The sequence below is a fragment of the Enterobacter cloacae complex sp. P43RS genome (genome assembly GCF_014930585.1).
Taxonomy (GTDB): Bacteria; Pseudomonadota; Gammaproteobacteria; order Enterobacterales; family Enterobacteriaceae; genus Enterobacter; species Enterobacter bugandensis.
Genome location: NZ_JADBRJ010000006.1, coordinates 157469 through 182783, shown reverse-complemented (window position 1 = coordinate 182783; position 25315 = coordinate 157469). Strand labels below are relative to the sequence as shown.

General features: G+C 55.3%; 24 protein-coding genes, 1 tRNA gene and 2 pseudogenes. 11 read left to right on the top strand and 16 right to left on the bottom strand.

The genetic code is table 11. The features are described 5' to 3' along the window. Positions 1 to 16 precede the first annotated feature (16 nt). From IM294_RS14450 to IM294_RS14435, 4 genes are all read right to left on the bottom strand, one after another. Entirely contained in the window at positions 17 to 1381 is a 1365-nt protein-coding gene (locus IM294_RS14450) for an efflux transporter outer membrane subunit (protein WP_048959753.1), read from the bottom strand. Further along, the gene (locus tag IM294_RS14445) at positions 1381 to 4491 is read right to left on the bottom strand and encodes an efflux RND transporter permease subunit (protein ID WP_063155224.1); all 3111 of its coding nucleotides are present in this window, start codon (positions 4489 to 4491) and stop codon (positions 1381 to 1383) included. The genes IM294_RS14450 and IM294_RS14445 overlap by 1 nt, the downstream gene beginning before the upstream one ends. After that, on the bottom strand, positions 4491 to 5612 hold the full coding sequence (locus IM294_RS14440) for an efflux RND transporter periplasmic adaptor subunit (protein ID WP_126818374.1): 1122 nt from the start codon (positions 5610 to 5612) through the stop codon (positions 4491 to 4493). Before IM294_RS14440 ends, IM294_RS14445 begins: the two co-directional genes overlap by 1 nt. A gap of 148 nt (positions 5613 to 5760) precedes the next feature. Beyond that, positions 5761 to 6330 carry a TetR/AcrR family transcriptional regulator gene (locus tag IM294_RS14435; RefSeq protein WP_048959756.1) on the bottom strand — a complete coding sequence of 190 codons (570 nt, stop codon included), beginning with the start codon at positions 6328 to 6330 and terminating at the stop codon, positions 5761 to 5763. A 186-nt stretch (positions 6331 to 6516) separates the two neighbouring features. Between IM294_RS14435 and IM294_RS14430 the strand changes: the two genes are divergently transcribed. From IM294_RS14430 to IM294_RS14405, 6 genes and pseudogenes are all read left to right on the top strand, one after another. Then, positions 6517 to 6936, top strand: coding sequence for a GNAT family N-acetyltransferase (locus IM294_RS14430; RefSeq protein ID WP_048959757.1), 420 nt, complete (start codon positions 6517 to 6519; stop codon positions 6934 to 6936). A gap of 147 nt (positions 6937 to 7083) precedes the next feature. After that, the gene (gene nlpA, locus IM294_RS14425; protein WP_126818375.1) at positions 7084 to 7884 is read left to right on the top strand and encodes a lipoprotein NlpA; all 801 of its coding nucleotides are present in this window, start codon (positions 7084 to 7086) and stop codon (positions 7882 to 7884) included. A gap of 122 nt (positions 7885 to 8006) precedes the next feature. Beyond that, a complete protein-coding gene (locus IM294_RS14420) occupies positions 8007 to 8786 on the top strand; it encodes an MBL fold metallo-hydrolase (RefSeq protein ID WP_041911690.1) in 780 nt (259 codons plus the stop codon). Between the two features lie 26 nt (positions 8787 to 8812). Next, positions 8813 to 9511: pseudogene (locus tag IM294_RS14415) on the top strand (GlxA family transcriptional regulator); the annotation flags it as partial. 2 nt (positions 9512 to 9513) lie between these two features. Then, positions 9514 to 10335: pseudogene (locus IM294_RS14410) on the top strand (VENN motif pre-toxin domain-containing protein); the annotation flags it as partial. After that, on the top strand, positions 10325 to 10600 hold the full coding sequence (locus IM294_RS14405) for a hypothetical protein (protein WP_126818377.1): 276 nt from the start codon (positions 10325 to 10327) through the stop codon (positions 10598 to 10600). The pseudogene IM294_RS14410 and the gene IM294_RS14405, both read left to right, overlap by 11 nt. 108 nt (positions 10601 to 10708) lie before the next feature. Here the strand turns inward: IM294_RS14405 and IM294_RS14400 are convergent, their stop codons facing one another. The 4 genes from IM294_RS14400 to IM294_RS14385 all read right to left on the bottom strand — a co-directional run bounded on the left by IM294_RS14400 (position 10709) and on the right by IM294_RS14385 (position 14240). Next, positions 10709 to 11797 (bottom strand): AAA family ATPase, encoded by a 1089-nt coding sequence (locus tag IM294_RS14400; RefSeq protein ID WP_126818378.1) that lies wholly within the window; start codon positions 11795 to 11797, stop codon positions 10709 to 10711. A 145-nt stretch (positions 11798 to 11942) separates the two neighbouring features. Next, complete coding sequence (locus IM294_RS14395) at positions 11943 to 12902, bottom strand: DUF523 and DUF1722 domain-containing protein (RefSeq protein ID WP_193031524.1); 960 nt, start codon at positions 12900 to 12902, stop codon at positions 11943 to 11945. Positions 12903 to 13004: 102 nt separating this feature from the next. After that, complete coding sequence (uraH, locus tag IM294_RS14390; protein WP_028014995.1) at positions 13005 to 13415, bottom strand: hydroxyisourate hydrolase; 411 nt, start codon at positions 13413 to 13415, stop codon at positions 13005 to 13007. Positions 13416 to 13514: 99 nt separating this feature from the next. Further along, entirely contained in the window at positions 13515 to 14240 is a 726-nt protein-coding gene (locus tag IM294_RS14385) for a MerR family transcriptional regulator (RefSeq protein ID WP_028014996.1), read from the bottom strand. Positions 14241 to 14357: 117 nt separating this feature from the next. On the opposite strand from IM294_RS14385, the gene IM294_RS14380 reads away from it, so the two are divergent. Then, positions 14358 to 14882 carry a lipocalin family protein gene (locus IM294_RS14380; RefSeq protein WP_126818380.1) on the top strand — a complete coding sequence of 175 codons (525 nt, stop codon included), beginning with the start codon at positions 14358 to 14360 and terminating at the stop codon, positions 14880 to 14882. A gap of 248 nt (positions 14883 to 15130) precedes the next feature. Next, positions 15131 to 15574, top strand: coding sequence for an acetyltransferase (locus IM294_RS14375; RefSeq protein ID WP_126818381.1), 444 nt, complete (start codon positions 15131 to 15133; stop codon positions 15572 to 15574). 33 nt (positions 15575 to 15607) lie between these two features. Here IM294_RS14375 and IM294_RS14370 read toward each other — a convergent pair whose 3' ends face one another. From IM294_RS14370 to IM294_RS14355, 4 genes are all read right to left on the bottom strand, one after another. After that, positions 15608 to 16195: a hypothetical protein gene (locus IM294_RS14370; protein ID WP_227015629.1), complete on the bottom strand. Its 588-nt coding sequence runs from the start codon at positions 16193 to 16195 to the stop codon at positions 15608 to 15610. Then, on the bottom strand, positions 16192 to 16557 hold the full coding sequence (locus tag IM294_RS14365; RefSeq protein WP_072051083.1) for a tlde1 domain-containing protein: 366 nt from the start codon (positions 16555 to 16557) through the stop codon (positions 16192 to 16194). Before IM294_RS14365 ends, IM294_RS14370 begins: the two co-directional genes overlap by 4 nt. Before the next feature lie 9 nt (positions 16558 to 16566). After that, complete coding sequence (locus tag IM294_RS14360; RefSeq protein ID WP_049137133.1) at positions 16567 to 17052, bottom strand: type VI secretion system tube protein TssD; 486 nt, start codon at positions 17050 to 17052, stop codon at positions 16567 to 16569. A gap of 371 nt (positions 17053 to 17423) precedes the next feature. After that, on the bottom strand, positions 17424 to 17720 hold the full coding sequence (locus IM294_RS14355) for a SymE family type I addiction module toxin (RefSeq protein ID WP_126818382.1): 297 nt from the start codon (positions 17718 to 17720) through the stop codon (positions 17424 to 17426). A gap of 128 nt (positions 17721 to 17848) precedes the next feature. On the opposite strand from IM294_RS14355, the gene IM294_RS14350 reads away from it, so the two are divergent. After that, the gene (locus IM294_RS14350; RefSeq protein WP_126818383.1) at positions 17849 to 18010 is read left to right on the top strand and encodes a DUF3950 domain-containing protein; all 162 of its coding nucleotides are present in this window, start codon (positions 17849 to 17851) and stop codon (positions 18008 to 18010) included. A 21-nt stretch (positions 18011 to 18031) separates the two neighbouring features. On the opposite strand, the gene IM294_RS14345 is transcribed toward IM294_RS14350, so the two are convergent. From IM294_RS14345 to IM294_RS14335, 3 genes are all read right to left on the bottom strand, one after another. After that, entirely contained in the window at positions 18032 to 18583 is a 552-nt protein-coding gene (locus IM294_RS14345; protein WP_126818384.1) for a nuclease-related domain-containing protein, read from the bottom strand. Positions 18584 to 18608: 25 nt separating this feature from the next. Then, positions 18609 to 19241: a hypothetical protein gene (locus tag IM294_RS14340; protein WP_126818385.1), complete on the bottom strand. Its 633-nt coding sequence runs from the start codon at positions 19239 to 19241 to the stop codon at positions 18609 to 18611. Between the two features lie 51 nt (positions 19242 to 19292). Continuing rightward, positions 19293 to 19387 (bottom strand) — tRNA-Sec (locus IM294_RS14335). Between the two features lie 289 nt (positions 19388 to 19676). Between IM294_RS14335 and IM294_RS14330 the strand changes: the two genes are divergently transcribed. Together IM294_RS14330 and yicI are read left to right on the top strand one after the other, a co-directional pair. Continuing rightward, positions 19677 to 21068: a glycoside-pentoside-hexuronide family transporter gene (locus IM294_RS14330; RefSeq protein WP_028015004.1), complete on the top strand. Its 1392-nt coding sequence runs from the start codon at positions 19677 to 19679 to the stop codon at positions 21066 to 21068. A gap of 12 nt (positions 21069 to 21080) precedes the next feature. Next, positions 21081 to 23399: an alpha-xylosidase gene (gene yicI, locus IM294_RS14325; protein WP_126818386.1), complete on the top strand. Its 2319-nt coding sequence runs from the start codon at positions 21081 to 21083 to the stop codon at positions 23397 to 23399. Positions 23400 to 23509: 110 nt separating this feature from the next. Here yicI and IM294_RS14320 read toward each other — a convergent pair whose 3' ends face one another. Beyond that, on the bottom strand, positions 23510 to 25198 hold the full coding sequence (locus IM294_RS14320; RefSeq protein WP_126818387.1) for an AsmA family protein: 1689 nt from the start codon (positions 25196 to 25198) through the stop codon (positions 23510 to 23512). Between the last annotated feature and the right edge of the window lie 117 nt (positions 25199 to 25315).

Genomic DNA, 25315 nt, shown 5'->3' with positions numbered 1-25315 from the left:
TCGCCCACCGATAAGGTTACTGGATCCCCCCGCCCAGCGACTGCCACAGCGTGATGCGGTTCTCCAGGTCGGTTTGCTGCAGCGCAATCAGCGATTCCTGCGCCGACCACAGCGACCGCTGCGCGGTCAGTACCGTCAGATAATCCCCCGCGCCCGCCTTATAGCTGCGCGTTGCCACATCCAGCGTTTTTTGCTCGGCCGCCACGTATTCTCGCTGGGCATCAAGCTGCTCGCTGAGCGTTTCACGGCGCGCCAGCGCGTCGGCCACGTCTTTAAACGCGCTCTGGATGGCTTTTTCATAGGTCGCAATTAACCCTTTTTTCTCGGCTTCTGCATAACGCAGCTGCGCCAGATTGTTGCCACCGCTGAACAGCGGCAGGGTGATGGACGGCGCGAATGACCAGACCTTCATCCCGTGGCTGAACAGGGAGGAGAGCGAGTCGCTGCCGACGCCCGCGCTGGCGGTCAGTGAAATGGTCGGGAAGAAGTTGGCGCGCGCCGCGCCGATATTGGCGTTGGCGCTCAGCAGGTTATGTTCCGCTTCCTGAATGTCCGGGCGGCGCAGCAGCGCGCTGGAGCTGACGCCCGCCGGGATCAGCGTGATGGCGTTGTTGCTCAGGCTCTCCAGCGTACCGGGCAGCAGGTTCTCCGGCACCGTATCGCCCGCAAGCAGATTGAGGGCGTTTTTGTCCTGCATTACCTGCGTCCGGTAGCTCGCTACGCTGGCGCGCGCCTGCTGGTAAACCGCCATCGCTTCACTAACGTCCGTAGCCGCCGCGACGCCCACTTCCTGCTGGCGCTTCACAATCTTCAGCGAGTTTGCCGCGCTCTCCATTGTGGATTTCGCCAGCGCCAGGTTGCTATTATCCGCCGCCAGCGTCACCCAGGCCGTGGTCAGCTCGCTAACCATCGTCAGGCGCGTGTTCTGCGCGGTGAACTCGCTGGCAAGCCAGGTTTCACGCGCGGCGCGGGAGAGGCTCTGGTTGCGACCAAACAGATCCAGCTCAAAGCTGGAGACCGCGCCGTTGGCTTCGTCGCTTGTCGCAACACCGCTTGCCAGCGTGCGGCTGCGGGTGTGGCTCAGCTCGGCGTCCACCGTCGGAAACAGGGACGAGCGCGTTTCACCGTACTGTGCGCGGGCGGCGTCGATATCCGCGATCGCTTTTTGCACGTCGCGGTTGCTGTTCAGCGCCATCGTCACCACGCTTTTCAGCCTCGCGTCGTTCATCACCTGCTGCCACTGGCTCACCACGGCGGTGGCTTCGCCGTGCGCGCCGGGCAAGGTCGCCGGGACGGGAGCGTCCGGGCGTTGATAGGTAGGGTCTAACGACACACACCCTGCGCTCAGCAGGGCTAACGCTAAAACAGTGACACGAAACATTATGACCTCCGGTTCGCGTGTTTACCGGAGAACAGACGTTTCACCAGTACAAAGAATAAAGGGACGAAGAAGATCGCCAGCAGCGTCGCGGCCAGCGTTCCGCCGATAATGCCGGTACCAATTGCCACGCGGCTGTTGGCACCTGCACCGGTTGCAACGGCCAGCGGCGTCACCCCTGCGATAAACGCCAGCGACGTCATGATGATGGGACGCAGACGCGTCTGGGCGGCACGCAGGGCGGCGCGCGTCAGGGAGTAACCTTCTGCGACTTTGGCTTCGGCAAACTCGACAATCAGGATGGCGTTCTTCGACGACAGGCCGATAGTGGTGAGTAGCGCCACCTGGAAGTAGACGTCATTACTCAGGCCGCGCAGGGAGGCGGCAAGCGCCGCGCCCAGCACCCCAAGCGGGATCACAAGGATGACCGAAATCGGCACCGACCAGCTCTCATACAGCGCCGCCAGGCACAGGAACACCACGAGAATGGAAAGGGCATAGAGGCTCATCGCCTGACCGCTTGCCAGTTTTTCCTGCAAAGACAAACCGCTCCACGCCCAGGTGCTGCCGGACGGCAGGCTGTTTGCCAGCTGCTCCATTTTGCTCATCGCCGTGCCGGAGCTCGCGCCGCTGGCGTTTTCGCCCTGTATCTCATACGCCGCCGAGCCGTTGTAGCGCACCAGGCTTTCCGGGCCATACTCCCAGCGAGTGGTGGCGAAGGCGGAGAACGGGGTCATGGTGCTGTCGCTGCCGCGCACATACCATTTGTTGAGATCGGACGGCACGGCGCGATAGTCGCTGTCGCCCTGGATGTAGACCTTTTTCACGCGGCCGCGATCGATAAAGTCGTTCACGTAGGTCCCGCCCCAGGCGCTGGAGAGGGTGTTGGTGACGTCGCTCAGGGACAGTCCCAGCGACACGGCTTTGTTGTTGTCGATATCCACCTGAAGCTGCGGCATCTGCGGCAGATCGTTGGCGCGCACGGCGTGCAGCGAGCTGTCCTGGTTGGCTTCGCCAATCAGCTGGTTACGCAGTTTAAGCAGCGCATCGCGGTCGGTGCCGCCGCTGGCCATCAGCTCAAAGGTAAAGCCGTTGCTCTGGCCCAGGCCGTCTACCGCAGGCGGCGTCATCGCAAAGATGGTCGCATCGCGGATGGTGCTCAGTTCCTGCGTGGCACGCAGGGCGATGGCCTGAGCCGTGTTTGCATCGCCTTTACGCTCTGACCAGTTCTTCAGGGAGACAAACGCCATCCCGGCGTTCTGGCCGCTGCCGCTGAAGCTGAAACCTTCAATGGTGAAGATCACGTTGGTGTTGGCTTTCTCTTTGGTGAGGAACCACTCGCGCACCTGGCGGCTGACTTCGGCGGTACGTACCGTCGTCGCGCCGGCTGGCAGGGTGTACTGCACCATGATTTCGCCCTGGTCTTCCGTCGGCAGGAAGCTGCCCGGCAGCTTAAGCATGGCGAAGCCCATCGCGCCGCAGAGCAGGGCGTAGATGACCAGCATGCCGCCGGAACGGCGCAGAGCGCGCAGCACCTTGTTCTGATAACCACGCTCGGTCCTGCTGTAGAAGCGGTTAAACGCGCCGAAGAAGCCCTTTTTGTGCGGCGTCGTGTGGCTCAGAATCGAGCCGCAGAGTGCGGGCGTCAGGGTCAGCGCCACCACCACGGAGAGGAACATCGCCGAAATAATGGTGACCGAGAACTGACGGTAAATCACCCCAGTCGAGCCGCCGAAGAAGGCCATCGGCAGGAATACCGCAGAGAGCACCAGCGCAATGGCGACCAGCGCGCCGGAGATTTCGCCCATCGATTTCTCGGTGGCTTCCCGGGCGGGCAGCCCCTCGTCGCGCATAATACGCTCGACGTTTTCCACCACCACGATGGCGTCATCCACCAAAAGCCCAATCGCCAGCACCATCGCAAACAGCGTCAGGGTATTGATGGAGTAGCCGAACAGCGCCAGCACGCCGAAGGTACCCAGCAGAACGACAGGTACCGCCAACGCGGGGATCAGCGTCGCGCGGATGTTTTGCAGGAACAGGTACATCACCACCACCACGAGGACAATGGCTTCGAACAGGGTCTGAATCACGTCCTCAACGGAGATCTTGATGAACTCGGTGCTGTCCTTCGGGTAGGCCACGTCGTAGCCTTCCGGCATCGACTTTTTGAACTCGGCAATCTTGTCTTTCACCGCCGTCGCAGTGTTGAGCGCGTTCGCACCCGGTGAGAGCATGACTGCCATACCCGCCGCCGGGTGGCCGTTGAGCTTCGCGGTGGCGGTATAATCTTCGCTGCCCATCTCCACGCGGGCGACATCGCTGATGCGCACCACCGCGCCGTTGGACTGGCTCTTCACAATGATGTTTTTAAACTGATCCACCGTCTGCAGGCGCGACTGGGCGCGGACGGTGGCGGTCAGCTGCTGGGCGTTCGACGAGGGTAGCGCGCCGATTTTACCGGCGGAGACCTGCACGTTCTGCGCTTCAATCGCGCTCTGCACGTCGGACGGCATCAGCGAGTAGGATGCCAGCTTCGCAGGGTCGAGCCAGATGCGCATCGCGTATTCCGCCCCGAACACCTGCAGGCTCCCGACGCCTTCCACGCGCGCCAGCGGATCCTGCATATTACTCACCAGCCAGTCGGCAATATCCGAGCTGCTGGCGGTGTCGGTTTTATCGTACACGCCCATGATCAGCAGGAAGTTGCTCTGGGATTTTTCGACGGTGATCCCGGACTGCTGCACCTCGGTGGGCAGGCGCGATTCCGCCTGCTGGACTTTGTTCTGCACCTGCACCTGAGCGGTGTCCGGGTCAGTGCCCTGCTCGAAGGTGACGGTAATGCTCACCGACCCGTCCGAGCTGCTGGTGGAGGTGAAGTAGAGGAGGTTATCCAGCCCGGTCAGCTGCTGCTCGATCACCTGCGTTACGCTGTTTTCCAGCGTCTGCGCGGAGGCACCGGTATAGGTGGCGGAGATTTTGATCGACGGCGGCGCAACGTCCGGGTACTGCGCGACCGGCAGCGTGCGGATGGCCAGCATCCCGGCGAGCATGATAAGAATAGCGATAACCCAGGCAAAGACCGGGCGACGCACGAAGAAACGGGAAAACATCAGGCGTTTCCTCCGTTGGCTTTCATCTCTTCGGCCTTCACTTCCTGCCCGGCGGTGACTTTGTCAGTACCTTCCACAATCAGCCTGTCGCCCGCCTTCAGTCCGCTCAGCACCAGCCATTTGTCGCCGTAGGTGTCACCCGTTTCCAGCTGACGCTGCTCGACCTTGTTGCTGGCATTGACCACCAGAGCGGTGGCGGTGCCTTTGGCGTCACGGGTGATGCCCTGCTGCGGCGCGAGGATCGCGTCGCTCATGACGCCTTCATCCACCCTGGCGCGGACAAACATGCCCGGCAGGAGCTGATGCTGCGGGTTCGGGAAGACGGCGCGCAGCGTGACCGAGCCGGTTGATTCATCCACCGCCACTTCGGTTAACGCCAGGCGGCCTTTCTCGCTGTAGGTGCTGCCGTCTTCGAGGATTAACGACACACTTAGCGTATCGCTATTGGTGGCAAGGGTTTGCTTGCGTAAACGCAGCAGATCGGCGCTGGAACGGGTTAAGTCGACGTACATGCTGTCCAGCCCGCGAATGGTGGCGAGCGCGGTATCCTGCTGGGCGGTGACCAGCGCGCCGGGGGTGACGGAGGAGATGCCGATGCGTCCGGCAATCGGCGCGGTGACGGTGGTCCAGTTGAGGTTAATGCGCGCGCTCTCCTGCGCGGCCTTCTTTGATTCAACGCTGGCCTTGTCCTGCGCGCAGGTGGACTTCGCGTCTTCTGCGTCCTGACGCGACACGCCGTCGTCTTTCACCAGCTGCGCATAGCGCTGGGCTTTCTGGCAGTCGGCCTGCACCAGCGCCTGGGCCTGTTTCAGCGCCGCGGCGGCTTCATCAAACGCCGCGCGGTAGCTGGAAGGGTCAATTTGATACAGCGCCTGTCCGGCCTTCACGGTATCGCCTTCGGTGAACAACCTCTTCTGAATAATGCCGCCCACCTGCGGGCGCACTTCGGCGTTCATGGCGGCGGTGGTGCGGCCCGTGAGTTCGCTGACGACGGAGACCGGCTGGCTCATGAGGGTGACAATCCCCACATCCGGAAGAGGACGCTGGGGAGCAGATGTTTGCGCATTATCGCACCCGGTCAGGAGGAGTAATGCCGCGATGGAGGTTGTTATGGTTTTCATAATCTTTTTCCAGGGTGAACGATGCCTGCCCTGTTAAAGGATCAACAGGGAGGGGGGCTATTTAAAGGCACAGCGATACCGCATCTCCGGCATGGCCGGAAATGTTAAGTTGGGAAATTACTTATTCCCGCTAATTATTCACATGCGATTACTTCGCAGAGAAAAGCATATTTAAAATATTCTGATAGATAGGCTCTAATTGTTCTGACGGTACTTTTAAAGGCGTGAGTCGACGGTAAATCGTGCCTTCGATCATCACCGCGGTAATTTCCACGCAGCAGCGAATATGTTCATCGCTCAGATGGGGAAATTGTTTTTTCAGGTGCGCACAGGCGTTGGTAAACATCCGGGCATCGGCTGCGATCAGCATGGCCGCCACCTGCGGGTTACGGGTCGCCTCGGCAGACATTTCGAGCATCAACGCATCGTCGTCTTCGTTGAGCGTCTGACGCCAGGCGAGCGCCTGCGGCATCCCTTCCACCACCGTTTTGTCCTGCATCCCTTCGATGCGTGAGTCGATAATGCGGCGGATCATCTCTTCAATAATCGCATCTTTGTTACTGAAATAACGGTAAATTTGCCCGACGCTAAGCTTCGCCTCACTGGCAATTTGCGACATGCTGGCGGCGTGAAATCCGCTGGCGCGAAAGCAGCGACGCGCGGCGGTGATGATTTCGTCCTGACGTTGTTTTTGTCGTTCTTCCAGCTTTGTGCTCATCGTCGTCTACCGTGTAAAAGTGAGAATGATCGTTCTCATTATACGTTTTGGGTGCGTATTGGAAAGGCTTTTTTTATTTAGTTATTGAGTGAATGTTTCTGTATTAAAAAAATGGAGGAAATTAGGAGTTTTTATGAAGGTTAAGCTGTGAGATATTCAAATTGCGCGGAAAATAAGGAGAGAAATATGCACCTGAGCATTACTTATAATGTAACACCCGCAGAAAAAGAAGAGCTATTTGTGGGGTTAAGAGCCTATAACGGACAGTTTATCGATCTGACAAACTTTAGCGGCGACATTGGCGTTTATGTACGAGACGATAAAGGCGTCATGCTCGGCGGGCTCATTGGAGTGCGTAAAGGCGACTGGCTGAATATCGACTTTCTCTGGGTGAGCGATGCCGTGCGCGGATCTGGCGTGGGCAGCCAGCTTATCAAAACGGCGGAAGAGGAAGCCAGACGCAAAGGCTGCAAGCACGCGCTGGTGGATACCGTCAGCTTCCAGGCGCGTCCGTTCTATGAAAAACAGGGGTACCAGCTGCAGATGTCTTTGCAGGATTATCCGTACCCGGGCATGCAGCGACATTACCTGGCGAAAGTCCTTTAAGCTCTGAATCCGTAGGCCGGGTAAGCGCAGCGTCACCCGGCCATACCCGCATATAACTTATCCTTCTTATTGATTCTTTTTCGTTTTTTATTTCACCGCCTCGTTGTCGATATAGTCACTACAACATTCAGCAAAAGGAACTTTCTCGTGAAACGTCGATTGGGTGCTCTGGTTTTCGCTGGCCTGCTGCTGGCAGGGTGCGATCAAAGTGGCAGCGATGCCAAACACATAAAAGTGGGCGTCATCAACGGCGCTGAACAGGACGTGGCGGAAGTCGCCAAAAAGGTGGCAAAAGAAAAATATGGCCTGGACGTGGAGCTGGTCGGCTTCAGCGGCTCGCTATTGCCCAACGATGCCACTAACCAGGGAGAGCTGGATGCCAACGTCTTCCAGCATCGCCCGTTCCTTGCAGAAGATAACAAGGCGCATGGCTACAAGCTGGTCGCCGTGGCGAACACCTTTGTTTTCCCGATGGCCGGCTATTCCCGCAAAATCAAATCCGTCTCTGACCTGAAGGACGGGGCGACTATCGCCATTCCAAACGATCCGACCAACCTTGGCCGCGCGCTGCTGCTGCTGCAAAAAGAGAAGCTCATCACCCTGAGGCCGGACACCGGGCTGCTGCCGACGGCGCTGGATATTACCGCCAACCCTAAGCAGCTGAAAATCATGGAACTGGAAGGGGCACAGCTGCCGCGCGTGCTGGATGACCCGAAAGTGGATGTCGCCATCATCAGCACTACCTATATTCAGCAAACAGGGCTATCGCCGGTGCATGACAGCGTCTTTATTGAAGATAAAAACTCGCCGTACGTGAACATCGTGGTGACGCGCGAAGACAATAAGGACGCGGAGAACGTGAAGGCGTTTATCCAGTCCTATCAGTCACCGGAAGTGGCGAAAGCGGCAGAGACGATCTTCAACGGCGGGGCGGTGCCGGGCTGGTAAAGGTGCCGGCAGAAAACGCGGTGATGAAAATGGCCCGATACCATCGGTAATCGCCCTTTAGCCCACAGCACCAATTGTGACGGCTGGCTATCCTCCTTATCTCACCAACCGGAGGATAGCCCATGAACATTACCCAAATTCGCAATGCCACCCTGCTGATTACCTACGCCGGAAAACGCCTTTTAATCGACCCGATGCTGGCCCCGAAAGGCGCTTATCCGGGCTTTCCCGGTACGGCGCATGCCGAACGCCGTAACCCGACGGTCGAACTTCCCGTCGACGTTAATACGCTGCTGGACGCTGACGCGGTGATCGTCACCCATACCCATGACGATCACTGGGATCGCACCGCGGCAGAGCTGATCGCCAAAGACAAACCGATCTACGTGCAAAACGATCGTGACGCCGCGCTGCTGCGCAGCCAGGGATTTACCAACCTGACGATCATGACCGACGAGACCACCTTCGGGGAGGTTCGGATTGCGAAAACGTACGGCGGTCAGCACGGGACCGACCGCGCATACGCCGTGCCAGAACTGGCGGAGCGGCTGGGCGAGGCCTGTGGCGTGGTGCTGCGTCATCCTGATGAGAAGACGCTCTATCTTGCCGGGGATACCATCTGGCGCGAAGAGGTGGCAGCCGATCTGCAAAAACACCAGCCGGATGTGGTGGTACTGAACGCCGGTTATGCCCACGTCATCGGCTTTGGGCCCATTATTATGGGACAGGAAGATGTGCTTAACGTCCATTTCCTGCTGCCGCAGGCTAAAATCGTCGCGAGCCACATGGAGGCGATTAACCACTGCCTGTTGACCCGCAGCGCGCTGCGTGAGTACGTCGAAGCCAACCAGGTGAGCGATGTGGTGAGCATTCCCCAGGATGGCGAAACCGTTATATTCTGAGTGCGTTAACGGGAAAGGAGAGACAGATGTCGCTAATCAACGTCGCGATTGTCGCGGTAGACGGGTTTAGCCCGTTCCACTACTCCGTTCCCTGCATTCTGTTTGGTGATTCGGTCTCCGGCGAAAAGCGCTTTAACGTGACGATCTGCGCCGAAACGCCGGGGTTTCTTACCTCAAAAGACGGGTTTGCCCTCAACGCCACGCAGGATTACACCGCCATCGGGCAGGCCGACATTGTTGTCGTTCCCTACTGGCAGCACGTCCTTGAACGGCCGCCTCAGGCGCTGCTCGACAGCCTGGTGTTGGCGAGAGACAACGGCGCGGAAATTGTCGGCCTGTGTCTGGGGTCGTTTGTGCTGGCCTGGGCGGGGATCCTCGACGGTAAACGGGCCGCCACCCACTGGGAGTTTGAACATCACTTCCAGTCGCTCTTTCCGAACGTCCAGCTGGATATCAATGCCCTCTACGTGGATGACGGCAATATCATCACCTCTGCCGGTACCGCGGCTGCGCTGGACTGCTGCCTGTACATCATTCGCCAGCGTTTTGGCAGCGTCGTCGCCAACCAGATTGCCCGTCGGATGATTGTACCGCCCCATCACGAGGGCGGGCAGGCGCAGTTCATCGCCCAGCCGGTTCCGAAAGATACCCGTGACGCACGTATTAACTGCCTGATCGACTACCTGCAGCAGCACATCACCGAACCGCATAGTCTGGACTCGCTGGTGCTGCGGGAGCTGCGGGGGCCGCGTCAGGGGAGCTGGCTGCGCATGCTATAGCCAGCGTGCTCTATCCGGAAGTGAAAGACCTGTCGAAAATGAGCGAAGATCAAATGCAGACGGTCATTACGCTGGCTTCAGTATCGGCGGGGATGGCGGGTGGATTGGCGGGAGGTAGTACGGCTTCGGCAGCTGCTGGGGCGCAAGGTGGGAAGAACGCGGCAGAGAATAATGCAACCTCCATTCCGCTCCCCTCCGGCCTTGATAATTACATGAAAGCCGTGGGGTCATGGAATCAATATGCTGAAAGCCAGGGCTTATCTGTAGAAGAAAAACAGGCCGGTCTGGATAAACTGGCGAAAGGCGACTTACCTGAGGGCGCTAATATCACAAAAGTGATTGTCGAAGGTTACCAGGATGGGGTAATGATCGGAGCTGCCTGGTATTTAGGACCTGCGGCATCCGTGGGTAAAGTTGTTGGCGGGGGAGTGATTGCGGAAATCGCCAACGGAGGGTACCAGTGGTTTAGTCTGAGTCAGCCTGGCAATGAAAATAAATCATGGGATTATAAAAGCAGCATTAGTGCTGGCGTAGGAGGAATGCTTGCTCCGGGCAGGAATACCTGGCAAAACGTCGGCATAGCTATGGGAGGGGCATTCTTTACTGATGGCCCAGATACGGGATCGCTTATTGATTCAGCATTAGGTTCATGGGCTGGCGGTAAATTCGGTGAGCTGGCACCTTTCCCTGGGGAAGTTAATGATCTGATTGGTGGTTTGGGAGGGGAGTTAATCGGCGATAAAGTTAAGGATAAAGTTAATGGCAAATAAAAAGACGTTTCATCGGGCTACGTTTTTGGTTTTTCTGCTTAGTACCCTTTATTACGGCGTATGTTTTTTTGCACTTATTTTTATTGTAAACAATGTGCTGATCGAGTTTATAAGCTCTGGAAAGATTGATTTTTCATCAAAATCATTAAGTTATTTGTCTGTGGTGAGCGCTATTGTTGGCGTCGCCGCAGGTGCCAGAGTATGGCTCTTTGCAAAGATAGATGAACGCAAAGCGAGAAGATCATCCTCAATAGATCGCCACTAATTGACAGGCCCATCCGGGTTGTATGGAAATTTGATATGCCTGGGAAATATTCTTTCCAGGCATAATTTTGCTACAAACGAGACCTTCCTGACGATTTTTTCTTACCGGCTACCCCAGCCTCTCCACCCTCGTCTCCCCCTCCGCCATCGACAGCTGATACAGCGAAAACGATCTGTGCTTCTCAATCAGCTTCGCCAGCTCCGGCGAGTGGCTGGTGAGCCAGATCTGCGAGTAGCGGCTGGCCTCGGCGATTAAGCTCGCCAGGGCGGGCAGCATCTGTGGGTGCAGGCTGTTTTCCGGTTCGTTTAACGCGATAAACGCCGGCGGGCGCGGGCTTAACAGCGCCACCGCCAGGCACAGAAAGCGCAGGGTGCCGTCGGAGAACTCCGCCGGTTCCAGCGGCCTGCTCAGCCCCTCGCGCTGCATCATCATGCGAAAACGTCCACCGCTGTTGTCGCTGTAAAACACGCAGCCGGGGAAGGCCTGCTCAAGAATGCGCATCAGCAGCAGCTCGTCGCCAATCTCCACGATGGTCTGAAACGCCGCTGCCAGGTTGGCGCCGTCGCTGGCCAGCACCGGGGAGCGGAAACCGACCTGCGGGGCGCGCATCGCCGAGCCGATTGATACAGAAAACTCATGATAAAAGCGCCAGTTACGAAGGGACTCGCGCATCTGCGACACTTCCGGGTAAAGGTGCGGTTCGCCGAGCTGTCCGAATACCGATTCGTTCTCGTACAGCGTGCCGCTGTGGGTCACTTTTTCATGATGCACGTTGTTCAGAAATACGGCCTGATTCCTGCGCTTCATCAGCTGTGACGAAGGACGACGGTGCTGGCCGCTCAGCCAGATGGACTCCTCTTTGATCACCGGGTCGAGCTGAAACTGTGAGGGATACGGCAGCTTCTCCACAAAACCGACCTGCAGCTCGTATTCGTAGGTCTCAGTTTCTACCGCCAGATTCATCCGCCGCAGCTGGTCGCTGCGGGTTTTGCCTGCCCAGAACACCTTCAGAATGCCGCCCTCGTTCGCCAGCGCCTGGGAAAACTGCCCTTGCGCGGCGCTGTGCATCAGGTGTATCGCCTTGTAAATATTGGATTTCCCGGTACCGTTCGGCCCGAAGACGATGTTGAGCTGCTCCAGCTCCAGCGACATCTCGCGGATGGAGCGGTAGTTTTGAATGTGCAGGGTGTTGATCACAGGCAGGCCCCTTTTGCAGAATAAGCCTGTATATAATCACAGTCTTTAAGATGAAATGCAAAAAAGAGACGACAGTGAGGATGTCGTCTAAACGGGGTACTGCTTTGGGCCTCTATGGGTCAATGGGGCCTTCGCATTTTTTACATCACTTGACTGCCAGACGCAGACCCAAATCATCAGGATAGGGATCAAAGTAGTTTTGCGTCATCAGATACCGGTCGGGGTATTCGGCCAGGTAGTGCTTCAGCAGCGTGATCGGCGCGAGGATAGGCAACTGTCCGTTGCGATAATGCAGGATCACGTCGCGCAGCTCGCCGCGCTGGCGGGTGTTGAGCTGGTTACGAAAATAACCCTGAATATGCATCAGCACGTTGGTGTGATTCTTCCGCGAGGCGGGTTTTTTCAGGATGGTCATCAGCTTTTCCCGGTACGCCACGAAGAAGGCGTCCAGGTCTTCCCACTCGTGCAGCGAGGCAACGAACGGGCCGATTTCACGGTAACCCGCCTGATGGTGCGCCAGCAGCTGAAGCTTGTAGCGGCTGTGGAAGTCCAGCAGCGCGCGGCGCGTCATGCCATTTTTACGTAGCGTGTTGAGTTCGTGCAGCGCAAAAACACGTTCGACAAAGTTTTCCCGCAGCACCGGGTCGTGCAGGCGTCCGTCCTCTTCCACGGGCAGCCACGGCAAGGTTTCAAGGAGGGCGGCGGTGAACAGCCCGACCCCCTCCTTGCGGCCCCGGTTGCCGTTTTCATCGTACAGCCGCACGCGTTCCATGCCGCAGCTTGGGGATTTTGCACAGACAACAAAGCCTGCGAGATCGCCGATTTTCGGCAAATAATCTGCCGCAAAGTCAGCCATTTTCTGCGTTACGTCTTCGTGAGGCGCGTGGCTGAAGCGCATCTGCGTTTCACCTTCTGTCGTGACGATCAGACGCAACGCCGGACGAGGCGTCGGCAGGCCGATGGCCATCTCCGGGCAGACGGGCCTGAAATTCACCCACTGGGCCAGCTCATCCATGATGAAGCCCATGCGCTTATGTCCGCCGTCAAAGCGAACGGCGGATCCGGTCAAACATCCGCTAATACCGAGCACAGGTTTCGTTGTCATGGTGTTGTCCTCCCGTTCATATAACTAAAACTTACACAACATGACTAATTTGTCCAAGTATTCGCGGAACTATTTTTTATAATCCTTTAAAATCAATGCCTCTTAACTGCCCTTGTAGGTCGAGTAGCCGTACTGGCTAAGCAGAAGTGGAATGTGCAGCTTCTCGTTGGTGCGGGTCACGGTAAACAGCACCGGGATCTCCGGGAAGAAGGTATCCAGCTTTTTGCCGTGGAAATACTCTGCGGTTTTAAAGGTTACTTTGTACACGCCAGGCTGCATGTCCTGATCCTGCGGATAGAGCGATTTAATACGGCCATCCTGGTCGGTTTTACCGCTGGCAACCTGAGTCCATTTGTCCTGCTGCTGCTTCTCCAGCGTAACGGTAACGTCTGATGGCGGCATTCCGGTTTGCTGGTCAAGAATGTGGACGCTTAGCGTGCCGGCAGGGGCGCTAAAGGCGGCAGGGGCAAAGGCCATCGAGGCCAGGATCAGCAGAGGGGCAGTTTTTTTCATGGTGTTTTCCTGTTGAGTTATTCGTCACAGGAAAACGTTAGCATCTGCGGCGCGGGAAAATATTCAACTTTTCGTGAAGATTCCCGCAGGAGAAAATTATCAGAGGATAATTACTTCAAGCGATACCTGCTGCTGCCACTGCTCCACCTGCTTTTTCCGCCCGGCGGTGAGCTTGCCGCTGGTGACCAGCAGCCATTTCCGCTCCGGGAAAATCTCCGGTGCCAGCGCGTCAGGGGGAACCGGCAGGATGTCGATGCGGTGGCCCTGCCCGGTGCGCGTTAGGGCTTCGAGCCAGATCTCGCACGGGTCGTTCAGGTGCCAGCCGCTGAGCAGAATATTGTCGCCCGGCGCTTTTTTATCGCCTTCGAGGCAAAACGAGGTGTAGGCGATGATGATGCCGTCGAGGATCGCGCGCAGGGTCATGGCGGCGGCGACGTTAGCCGAGACCTGGCTGCGCAGCGGACGCAGTACGTTCGCGACCAGTTCCGGCCTTGGGTACTCGCGCCCGGCGTCGTAAATCATCTGGCGCAGGGACTCGACTTTGCCGTCCTGCAGGCGTTGCAGCATGCTCTGCTGCAGCGTTTGCCAGTTGTTGGTCCGCCCTGGCGTCGGGCGTTCCAGTAGCGGTTTGACCTGGCCGATCGGGACGCCTTTTTTTACCCAGTCGAGGATTTTGAGCGCCTGCTGGACGTCCTCATCACTGTACTGGCGGTGGCCGCCTTCCGTGCGCTGGGGCTTGAGTAAACCGTAGCGACGCTGCCACGCCCGCAGGGTGGTGGCGGTGATGCCGCTGAGTCTGGCGAATTCGCCGATGGAGTAAGCCATGTCCGTGTCCAGGGTGGAGGAATACTCTCAATATACTACGAATTTTCCCGAACGGGATGAAGCGCCGAAACGGTGCACTACACTTAACTTCCAACCGTGCAAATGAAAGGAATTCTCATGAAGCTATGGCCTGTTGTGACCGGTGTTGCGATTGCCCTGACGCTGGTCGCCTGTAAATCCCCCACGCCGCCGAAAGGCGTGCAGCCTATTACCCACTTTGACGCCAGCCGCTATCTCGGCAAATGGTACGAAGTCGCCCGTCTGGAAAACCGCTTTGAACGCGGTCTGGAACAGGTGACGGCGACCTACGGCGAGCGCAGCGACGGCGGCATCAGCGTGCTTAACCGGGGTTTTGATCCGGTGAAGAACAAGTGGAGCGAGAGCGAGGGGAAAGCGTACTTTACCGGCGAGCCGACCACCGCCGCGCTGAAGGTATCGTTCTTCGGCCCGTTCTACGGCGGGTATAACGTGATCAGGCTGGACGATAAGTACCAGTACGCGCTGGTGAGCGGCCCGAACCGCGACTATCTGTGGATCCTGTCACGCATGCCGACCATCCCGGATGCGGTAAAGCAGGATTACCTGAACACCGCGCGCAGTCTGGGCTTCCGGGTTGATCAGCTGGTATGGGTGAAGCAGTAAAAATCGTGCTTTCTTCCAGGGGCATTATTGGCTCGCCTGGATAGACTTCCGTTAAAAGCCCAACGGAGAAAGACGGCATGAACGGGCGAGCGGAGCTGCCATCCCTGCGGGGAGCGTCACAGCAGCTACAGGATATTCACCTTGCGGCAGGCGTGCCGATGGAAAACGTCACCGTAGGGATGGGGTGATGGGGAACAGATTGTAAAGAGTGGATTGAAATAGTTCGGTTTTCTAATCATGATCCCCCCATGAAAATAGAAACCGCACTCCCCATACACTTTGAACGTCTGGTCGCGATCTGGGAATCTTCCGTTCGCGCCACCCATCACTTTTTACAGGAAAGCGATATTGCGGCGCTGCGCCCGTTATTGCTCAACGCCTATCTGCCTAACCTCAAGGTCGTGATTGCTCGCGATGACGCAGGCGTTATTCACGGCTTTTTGGGCGTGGATGAAAACCGCATTGAAATGCTTTTTGTGGATGACGCGAGCCGCGGGAAGGGCGTTGGGAAATTGCTGCTAAAACACGCCATCGCCGAGTTCGGCGTAAACGAAGTGGACGTGAATGAGCAGAACCCGCAGGGCGTCGCATTTTATCGCCATATGGGGTTTGAGCAGGTCGGACGCTCGGAACTGGACGGGCAGGGGAATCCGTTTCCGTTGTTGCATATGCGGTTGAGTGGACAGGCTTAACTCCCCGTTCCTGTGGAAGAGGGAGTCTGCGAACTAGTTGCTGGTAATTTGCCCGATGATTACACTACGCACTTTTTCGTCATCGAAGGAATAAGAGACGGTATTACTCTGGATGAATCCATCCTGCACTGGCGTCTCATGATAAAAAAGCATCGCTTTCTTTGTGGCGATCTCCTTATGACCGAACAGTTTAACTAAATTCCCGTGAGTAGCATTCAACAACGGAACATTAGCGACTGAGACTCTGACTGGTTCCGTTGTTTTTGCACACTCTTTATGAATCCCATCCCTGGCTATGGCTAGTGCCGTTAACAATCCTGCACCCATTTCGTTATCCGAGATGAACCAGTAATTCGTGCCATCGTCGTCATGAAGGCAGACCCAACGAGTGGAACTGTCTTTGTTGACTGGTGTGCTGGAGATGTCTGCCAGATGAGTAACCTCCATTTGCACGGTTTTCTTACCGATGGTGATGATTGGGGTAAGGGGCATTGTTGTTGAAATTTCCGTCAGCGAGCCGTCTTCATCGTAATACCGGGTCGCGAAGCCGGTCATTTCCGTTGCTGAGACGTGCGAACTGACTGCAACGAGTAATGGCAATAAACAAAATAAACGCTTCATTTGACAATCAATACCGTATCGTTGCTTTTCCAGATACTCCTTCTGGCACTCAGAGGAGCAATGATGCAGCCCTCAGAAGAGTCGTCGGGGTGCAAACTGCTTTTACCATGTATTTTAAATGAGTCCCTACCACACATATCATTTGTCGAGTAGGGCGTGAGACTGAGAGTATATTTCCCAGTGTGGGCTGAATTATGAGGGGACCCAATAGTGTAGGTACCTCGTGGCAGCGGTCCGCTGTTTTTTACACATTCTTGTGACGGATCGTTTTTGTAACCACTTGCACCTGCGTAATCTGCATCAAATTGGTAGACACCATCCAGATAAAATTTATGCTCTTTTACATCATATTCCCAGGACATACTTTCTCCTCAAGCGCGTTCGTTCCATGTATCAGAGTGAGTGATGTTTCCATCAATGTAGTGCCATGTGATTTTTTCATATGTCAGATCTACATATTCATGGTGTGTATAGTGTTCGTTATGCGGATGTTTAATATCAAACATGACAGGTTCAATTTGAACAACTCTTGCATTTTCTAACGTTGTCTTAAAGTAAGCCTCTTCGAGTCCGTTATAGTTGATTTTGTAAAATATGAATTCAGCTTTTTTTAGTGTTTGTCCAGTGCACAAGGCTTTGTATAGATATGAGGATGATGAATCAATCTCTTTCATGAATGCATAGGTACTACAAATGCGTTTTGCTGTGATTTTACCGGAGAGCTTATCTATAGGCTGCTCTATAGAATGCATAAATTCAATGACTTCTATTGAACCTTCGCGACCCATTATATCGACAGATCCATTAATCCTCCGGCCTGAATCATCCTCGATCCATAAGTAAACAGGTATAGCCATCTCAATCTCCTTTTATAGACTGAGGGAAACTACTCTTCATTATGGATTTAAATTGTGACTTTCATTTCAAAATGGAAAATAAAATATGGAAGTGGGATTTAAAACTGCTCTTTGCGATGTATACGTTTCTCAGATGGGTTTTTAAAGATTATAACGTTGAATTATGATTTCGTTGCCATCGTAAGATAAATGCTAACTTAAAATAGCATCAGGTATTGAAATGATGGATGTCATCAAATATTGAACCTGTAAGTCAGTATTACATGTTGGGTTCGATCGCTTTTTGGATATTATGGAAGAAATTTGGCATTCCATAATGTGTTTTATGTTGGCTGCATGCCCAGCAGCCAACTTGATAATAGCGGGAACGGTTATGATAATTGCAGGCTCGCCAGCTTGTTCTCGATCTGGCATAACTTTGCTTTAGTGCGTTTGTAATCGTCCAGAATCCTTTGTTCCTGCTCGTTATACGCCACCAGAACGATGCATCCTTTCATGACTTTTATCGTGACCTGCTGTCCGGTATCAAAACCCGCCGCGCGCAGCCACTTGCCGGAAAGGATGATTTTCGGCGTGGATTTGTCGAAAACATTCGGGCGGTATCGCACAATTAACGAATGCTCGGTTCCGGATTGGTCGGAGTCTGGGGTAGAATGCGAATCAGCCATAATCAACTCCTTGATAGTTGGTGAGGTTAAACGCCCATTAGTGCTCCAACCCTGCTGGGCGTTATTAGAATTCAGAATCCATGTGGTAGGTACCACACACAGGTTAATCAACCGAAGTGGTACCTACCATGCAAGAGAAAAAGAAACCAAATTTTGACCGTACCAAAAGCACTATGAAGAATATCTGGTTCGAGGATGAGCTTTTGGAACAGATTGAGAAGGCTACGGGGAAAGGGAATTTTAGTAAGTGGGTGAAGGAAGCATGTATGCAGAGACTTAAAAAATTATAAAAATTAATTTTGAATCTGGATTCAATTTTTCTGATACTCATGAGTGTAGGCTGCTATAGCATTGCGTACCGAATCAAATTCTTCTTGAGTAAAATTATAACTATTTTCTGACGTTGAGTTTTCTCTAATCCATGAACCGATCATGCTTCGCAAGATAATATCAGTCTGAGGTTCATTAACTTTAGATCTTAAAATTTTCGCTTTAGAATTAACAAAAACAACCAGTGGCCGAATTGGCCACTTATTTATTCTTGCCTTTTCAAGTATTTGAAGTAATAATCCACAAGTTCTAGAAACTTGTAAGCAGGGATTTCCAAATTCTTTCTTGATACCACTATTTTCTTGAGTCCATTTTTCGAGCGATGTAGCTTTTACAGTTCCAGCCCAATTTTTCACTTCAATAGTTATAAGACCAATGCTGGGGACGAAAACTAGGAAATCAATTTGGAAATTTCTGCCATAAAATAATATATTTTTTGAACGAATAAACCCAGCAATTAATTTATTGTCTTTAAGGTTTCTTAGCTCTGTTCTAACAAGATCTTCTCCGTAATTCCCTGCAGCAGTGTTCATTTTACCTCCATGTACAAACTATTAATCAAAATCGCTTCTTATTAATGTTAAATATTTCTTTTGTCGATGAATCAAGTGCTGCTAAGTTATCTGTTTCAGCGTTACGTACATATTTTCGGATTGTATCGACTTGTTTGAAATATTCAATTAATTGTTCCTCTTTATTAGCTCCAAATTCATGAGGTCGATCAAGAAGTTTCCTGAAAGTATCAAAAAATTCAGATTCTCCGTGTCTATAGGATTTGAAGTTATCTTCGACTTTTAGTCCTTTATGGAATGCTAATAAGATAGCTGTAAACGATGAGACGACCGTTATAAATAATTTAGAATGATCTGCGTCATTAACATATTGAACTAGCACGGGTATTAAAACGGAAGATGGAATCGTCCAGCACAAAACATAATAATGAAATCTTTTAAATTTTAATGCTTGGTTTTTCCAAAAGCCTAGTGTCCCTGATATTCTGCTAAAATGAGAGATCAATCTGACTTTTTCATCATCATTGAAGTATTTACTCTTCTCAAAACTATCCCCTCCATCATGAAGCTTTACTTTTTTTAGAATCGCCTTAAATACAGGAATAAAAGTAAATAAAGAAAGGGAAATGTAAGCTATAGTGAAGAATAACCAGATATCTAGCGGAATAATGGTTCCCATTTTTTCACTATCCTAAGGAATATATTTCCGAAGATAACATATAAACATTTTTGGCGGAAGATCACAGGAGTCGAACCTGCCCGGGAACGCTGGCGCCCCCAACTGGATTTGAAGTCCAGCCACCTCACCGGAGATGACGATCTTCCGCGCCTCTATTGCTACATGGAGGCGGGGCGCATTATAGCTACTTTCAGGCATTTACCACATACCCCACACCACTTTTTTCACCTCTCTTTTGACCTGTACCCCCCTGTTTCAGCTAATTCTTAAGAAAATCCTCAGGTTAGCCTTTTGTGCTCTCCAACATTTATCGCGATCACAAAAAACAAGAAACGTAATCTGCTAACCAGAAAACGCAATACCCGCCGTTGAAACAATGGTTTAAAACCAATGCAACCGGTCTCAGCGCCCCCTACAGCGTGAAGGATAAAAAAGATGAGCGAAGTATTGTCAGTAAAAGAGAAGATTGGCTACGGCATGGGTGACGCCGCCAGCCACATCATTTTTGATAACGTCATGTTGTACATGATGTTTTTCTACACCGATATTTTCGGCATTCCCGCCGGGTTTGTCGGCACCATGTTCCTGCTGGCCCGCGCGCTGGATGCGATCTCCGACCCGTGTATGGGGCTGATCGCCGACCGCACCCGCAGCCGCTGGGGCAAGTTCCGTCCGTGGATTTTGTTCGGCGCCATCCCGTTCGGCATCGTCTGCGTGCTGGCCTACACCACACCGGACCTCAGCCTCAACGGCAAAATGGTTTACGCGGCAATTACCTACACGCTGCTGACCCTGCTCTATACCGTGGTCAACATCCCGTACTGCGCGCTGGGCGGGGTAATCACCAGCGACCCGACGCAGCGTATCTCCCTTCAGTCCTGGCGCTTCGTGCTGGCGACGGCGGGTGGCATGCTCTCCACGGTGCTGATGATGCCGCTGGTGAACCTGATCGGCGGCGACGATAAGGCGTTCGGCTTCCAGGGCGGGATCGCCGTGCTGTCGGTGGTCGCGTTCCTGATGCTGGCGTTCTGCTTCTTCACCACCAAAGAGCGCATCCAGGTGCCGCCGAGCACCACCTCCATGCGGGAAGACCTGCGTGATATCTGGCAAAACGACCAGTGGCGCATTGTCGGCGTGCTCACCATCCTCAACATCCTCGCCGTCTGCGTGCGCGGCGGCGCGATGATGTACTACTGCACCTGGATCATGGGCTCGCCGGAGGTGTTCGTCGCGTTCCTCACCACCTACTGTGTCGGCAACCTGATCGGCTCCGCGCTGGCGAAACCGCTCACCGACTGGAAGTGCAAGGTCAGCATCTTCTGGTGGACCAACGCCGCGCTGGCGGTGGTCAGCGTGGCGATGTTCTTCGTACCGATGCATGCCACCGTGCTGATGTTCGCTTTTATCTTCGTTATCGGCGTGCTGCACCAGCTGGTGACGCCAATCCAGTGGGTAATGATGTCCGATACCGTCGACTACGGCGAATGGACCAACGGCAAACGCCTGACCGGCATCAGCTTTGCGGGCACCCTGTTCGTGCTGAAGCTCGGCCTGGCGCTGGGCGGGGCGATGATCGGCTGGATGCTGGCAGGCGGCGGCTACGACGCGGCGGCCAAAACCCAGAACAGCGCGACCATCAGTATCATTATCGGCCTGTTTACGCTGGCACCGGCGATCTGCTACGTGCTGAGCGCGATTATCGCCAAACGCTACTACACGCTGAAAACCCCCTTCCTGACCAAAATCCTGCGCGAGCTGGCGCAGGGCGCGCGCCGCAATCAGCAGGATTTTGAAAACCTGCCGGTCAGCAAAGAATTGCAGAACTAAGAGGACGAAAGCATGAAAATCAGTGATGGAAACTGGCTTATTCAACCGGGCCTGAACGTGACCTGTCCGGTTCAGGTGTTCGACGTGGAGCAGCAGGGCAATGACCTGGTGGTGTATGTTGCGCCGCGCGACGTGCGTGAGCGCACCTGGCAGCTCGACACGTTGATGTTCACGGTGCGCCTGTTTGCTCCACAGGAAGGGATTGTCGGGGTGCGCATCGAGCACTTCCAGGGCGCGCTGAACAACGGCCCGCACTATCCGCTGAACGTTCTGAAAGACGTGAAGGTCGAGATTGAAAACAACGCCGAATTTGCCGAGCTGAAAAGCGGCAGCGTCAGCGTGCGCGTCACCAAAGGCGAGTTCTGGGCGCTGGATTTCCTGCGCAACGGCCAGCGCATTACCGGCAGCCAGCTGAAAAACAACGGCTACGTGCAGGACAGCAATACCCACCGTAATTACGTTTTTGAGCGTCTGGATCTGGGCGTGGGGGAAACAGTCTACGGCCTGGGCGAGCGCTTTACCGCGCTGGTGCGCAACGGGCAGACGGTCGAAACCTGGAACCGCGACGGCGGCACCAGCACCGAGCAGTCCTACAAAAATATCCCGTTCTACCTGACTAACCGCGGCTACGGCGTGCTGGTGAATCACCCGGAAAACGTCTCGTTTGAAGTCGGCTCCGAGAAGGTCTCTAAAGTGCAGTTCAGCGTGGAAGGGGAATATCTCGAGTATTTCGTGATCGACGGCCCGACGCCAAAAGAGGTGCTGAACCGCTATACGCAGCTCACCGGGCGTCCGGCGCTGCCGCCTGCGTGGTCGTTCGGCCTGTGGCTGACCACGTCGTTCACCACCAACTACGATGAAGCGACGGTGAACAGCTTTATCGACGGCATGGCCGAGCGCGACCTGCCGCTGCACGTGTTCCACTTCGACTGCTTCTGGATGAAGGCTTTCCAGTGGTGCGACTTTGAATGGGACCCGGTGACCTTCCCGGATCCGGAAGGGATGATCCGCCGCCTGAAAGAGAAAGGGCTGAAGGTCTGCGTGTGGATCAACCCGTATATCGGCCAGAAATCCCCGATTTTCCGCGAGCTGAAAGAGAAGGGCTATCTGCTCAAGCGTCCGGACGGCTCCCTGTGGCAGTGGGACAAATGGCAGCCGGGGCTGGCGATTTACGACTTCACCAATCCGGACGCATGCCGGTGGTATGCCGACAAGCTGAAAGGCCTGGTGGATATCGGCGTTGACTGCTTCAAGACCGACTTCGGCGAGCGTATCCCGACGGACGTGCAGTGGTTCGACGGTTCCGATCCGCAGAAGATGCACAACCACTACGCCTACATTTATAACGAACTGGTGTGGAACGTGCTGAAAGAGACCGTCGGCGAAGAGGAGGCGGTGCTGTTTGCCCGCTCGGCGTCCGTCGGGGCGCAACAGTTCCCGGTACACTGGGGCGGCGACTGCTACGCCAACTACGAGTCGATGGCGGAAAGCCTGCGCGGTGGGCTGTCGATTGGCCTGTCCGGCTTCGGGTTCTGGAGCCACGATATTGGCGGGTTCGAAAACACCGCTCCGGCGCACGTTTATAAACGCTGGTGCGCGTTCGGGCTGTTCTCCAGCCACAGCCGCCTGCACGGCAGCAAATCCTACCGCGTGCCGTGGGCGTACGATGACGAGTCCTGCGACGTGGTGCGCCACTTCACGCAGCTGAAGTGTCAGCTGATGCCGTACTTGTACCGTCAGGCGGCGCTGGCCCGCGAGTTCGGCACGCCGATGCTGCGTGCGATGATGCTGGAGTTCCCGGACGATCCGGCGTGTGATTACCTCGACCGTCAGTACATGCTGGGGGATTCCATGATGGTGGCGCCGGTGTTCTCCGAGGCGGGGGACGTGCAGTTCTACCTGCCGGAAGGCCGCTGGACCCACCTGTGGCACAACGACGAAATCCATGGCAGCCGCTGGCATAAGCAGCAGCACGATTTTATGAGCCTGCCGGTCTACGTGCGCGACAACACCCTGCTGGCGCTGGGTAACAATAACCAGAAGCCGGACTACGCGTGGAACGAGGGGACGGCCTTCCAGCTGTTTAACCTGGAGGATGGCGCAGCGGCGGTGAGCGAAGTGCCTGCGGCGGACGGTTCTGTGGCGTTTACGCTGAAGGCGTCACGTCGGGGCGACATTGTGACCTTTACCGGCGCGGGTGATGCGAAAAACTGGTCGGTGTGCTTGCGCAACGTGCAGAAGGTGAGTGGCGTGAAAGGCGGCTCGCACGCGGGCAGCGAGTGGGGTGTGGTGGTGAAAGCGGAGGGGGATGAGGTGGTGGTTCAGCTCTGAGGTGGAAAATGCCCGGTGGCGCTTCGCTTACCGGGCCTACGGTAATTCTGCGCTCTGATGCCCTCACCCTGACCCTCTCCCACAGGGAGAGGGAACAAACATCAAAAACTTTATTGCACAGGCGTTGCAACCACGCCGCCCGTCATCGTCTGCTCAACCTGCTGCTTATCCATATTCACCGCGCTTAGCTTCCCATTCACCGTTGGCTTCAGTGGCGCACTGGCCTGCACGCTGCCGCTGGCGGTCATCTGAATATTGCCGTCGCCCGTAATCGGTAACGCAGGCCAGCCCCACTGCTGCAGCACGTTGAGCGGTACGCCGCGCCCGTTCAGGCTCACGGTGGTTTGCCGCTGTGGCAGCTGTGACACGGTGGCGGTCGCTTCCAGGATCCCTTTCTCTGTAAAGGCGCTCAGGTCGCTAATGTTCACCGTGGCGGCGTTGGCATTCAGCGCCAGCGACGGACGGCGCACGTCGACGCGGTTAAAGGTCGCCGCCGCGCCGTTTAATGTTGCGCTGCCGCCCCAGACGCCCCACTGGCGATCTTTCGCCAGCTGCAGGTTTGCGCCGTAGCCGTCCAGGGAGGTGATCTGCCACGGGAAGGCGGGATCGATGTCGATCACCAGGTTGCGGCTCAGGCCAAATTTTTGCAGCGTGACGCTGTTCAGCCATTCCGGCAGCGGCTCCATCCACAGCGTTTTCCAGTTTTCAGGAAGGGTGTACTCCAGCCCGGCGATGGCAACATCGTCCAGAACCAGCGCTTTACCGTCGCGCAGCCAGTTGCCGGACGTACGCACCATACCGCCTTCCCAGCGGGAGGTGAACTGACGCAGCGCTATGCCCTGCGGGGAAAACTCCGCATTCAGGATCGGGTCAAACAGATGCAGCGAGCCGAAGATAAACTCGCTGGCGTTCATGGACAGGCGACCTTCCTGGCTCTGCCAGTCGCCTTTGCTGAGAGTCAGGTTGCGCAGGCTTAAGTCGAGATCGGTCACCGCCCAGTCCGGGCCCTGCAGGCGGGCATCGGTGACCTCCAGACGGCCAATTTGCAGGGAGGGGATGGTAGCCAGCGGCGCGAAGAATGCTTTCAGCGTTTTGTCGCTCTGCAGGCGGATCTCGTTCAGGCGCATGGTGTCGATTATCCAGCTTCCGTCAGCGTTACGCAGGGCGGAGCCGGTGAGCGAGCCACGGGCCATATCGGCACCAATGGTGTTCAGCACCACCTCCTTGCCGTTCAACTGGCCGTCGATTAGCACGTTGGTGGCTGGTACGCCGTTCAGGGTCAGCGAGCCGGCGCTCATCTGGATCTTCGCGTTTTTACCCAGCACGTTCCCGGCTTCTGGCTGCCATGGGCTGACGCCGCCCGTGACCTTCTGTGCGCTCAGATCCCATTCAGTATTCGGGCTGTTAAAGGCCATGTTGTTCAGCTGCAGACGATCGGCCTGGAAGGGCAGCGGCGCTGTTTGAGGCGAGAGATTCAGCGTGCCGTCGAACAGGGTGATAGTGCCCATGTGCAGCGGAGCGGTGATCTGACGGCTGCTCAGGCCAATATCGACTTTTTTGGCAACTAATGTGGCGGGTTTACCGTCCCGCCCAAAGGTGACATTTTCCAGAATGAGGTGGGAAGGCGATGAAAAGCGGTGATTCATCTTGTCGAAACTGAGTTCGTAGTCGGTATTCACCGTAATCCAGCTGCTGACTTGCGCCGCGCCCCAGCGGGTCTGCAGCAAAATATAGAACGCCAGCAGCACAATAAGCAGGGCTACCAGAAGATAGACGAGTAGCTTTCCAATAAATTTCATGGTCTTCCATCCCGCGAAACGAACATAAGGGAGTTATGCACGATTTATGCGCAATGCTCAAGGCGGGAATGGTGTAATTAGATGTCACGGCAGGCATTGACTGCCTGCCGTGAGGGA

Bases quoted from the DNA above. Each gene is read 5' to 3' on its own strand.
- IM294_RS14450 (WP_048959753.1), bottom strand. From the start codon at position 1,381: ATGTTTCGTGTCACTGTTTTAGCGTTAGCCCTGCTGAGCGCAGGGTGT.
- IM294_RS14445 (WP_063155224.1), bottom strand. From the start codon at position 4,491: ATGTTTTCCCGTTTCTTCGTGCGTCGCCCGGTCTTTGCCTGGGTTATC.
- IM294_RS14440 (WP_126818374.1), bottom strand. From the start codon at position 5,612: ATGAAAACCATAACAACCTCCATCGCGGCATTACTCCTCCTGACCGGG.
- IM294_RS14435 (WP_048959756.1), bottom strand. From the start codon at position 6,330: ATGAGCACAAAGCTGGAAGAACGACAAAAACAACGTCAGGACGAAATC.
- IM294_RS14430 (WP_048959757.1), top strand. From the start codon at position 6,517: ATGCACCTGAGCATTACTTATAATGTAACACCCGCAGAAAAAGAAGAG.
- IM294_RS14420 (WP_041911690.1), top strand. From the start codon at position 8,007: ATGAACATTACCCAAATTCGCAATGCCACCCTGCTGATTACCTACGCC.
- IM294_RS14405 (WP_126818377.1), top strand. From the start codon at position 10,325: ATGGCAAATAAAAAGACGTTTCATCGGGCTACGTTTTTGGTTTTTCTG.
- IM294_RS14395 (WP_193031524.1), bottom strand. From the start codon at position 12,902: ATGACAACGAAACCTGTGCTCGGTATTAGCGGATGTTTGACCGGATCC.
- uraH (WP_028014995.1), bottom strand. From the start codon at position 13,415: ATGAAAAAAACTGCCCCTCTGCTGATCCTGGCCTCGATGGCCTTTGCC.
- IM294_RS14385 (WP_028014996.1), bottom strand. From the start codon at position 14,240: ATGGCTTACTCCATCGGCGAATTCGCCAGACTCAGCGGCATCACCGCC.
- IM294_RS14380 (WP_126818380.1), top strand. From the start codon at position 14,358: ATGAAGCTATGGCCTGTTGTGACCGGTGTTGCGATTGCCCTGACGCTG.
- IM294_RS14375 (WP_126818381.1), top strand. From the start codon at position 15,131: ATGAAAATAGAAACCGCACTCCCCATACACTTTGAACGTCTGGTCGCG.
- IM294_RS14370 (WP_227015629.1), bottom strand. From the start codon at position 16,195: ATGAAGCGTTTATTTTGTTTATTGCCATTACTCGTTGCAGTCAGTTCG.
- IM294_RS14365 (WP_072051083.1), bottom strand. From the start codon at position 16,557: ATGTCCTGGGAATATGATGTAAAAGAGCATAAATTTTATCTGGATGGT.
- IM294_RS14360 (WP_049137133.1), bottom strand. From the start codon at position 17,052: ATGGCTATACCTGTTTACTTATGGATCGAGGATGATTCAGGCCGGAGG.
- IM294_RS14355 (WP_126818382.1), bottom strand. From the start codon at position 17,720: ATGGCTGATTCGCATTCTACCCCAGACTCCGACCAATCCGGAACCGAG.
- IM294_RS14350 (WP_126818383.1), top strand. From the start codon at position 17,849: ATGCAAGAGAAAAAGAAACCAAATTTTGACCGTACCAAAAGCACTATG.
- IM294_RS14345 (WP_126818384.1), bottom strand. From the start codon at position 18,583: ATGAACACTGCTGCAGGGAATTACGGAGAAGATCTTGTTAGAACAGAG.
- IM294_RS14340 (WP_126818385.1), bottom strand. From the start codon at position 19,241: ATGGGAACCATTATTCCGCTAGATATCTGGTTATTCTTCACTATAGCT.
- IM294_RS14330 (WP_028015004.1), top strand. From the start codon at position 19,677: ATGAGCGAAGTATTGTCAGTAAAAGAGAAGATTGGCTACGGCATGGGT.
- yicI (WP_126818386.1), top strand. From the start codon at position 21,081: ATGAAAATCAGTGATGGAAACTGGCTTATTCAACCGGGCCTGAACGTG.
- IM294_RS14320 (WP_126818387.1), bottom strand. From the start codon at position 25,198: ATGAAATTTATTGGAAAGCTACTCGTCTATCTTCTGGTAGCCCTGCTT.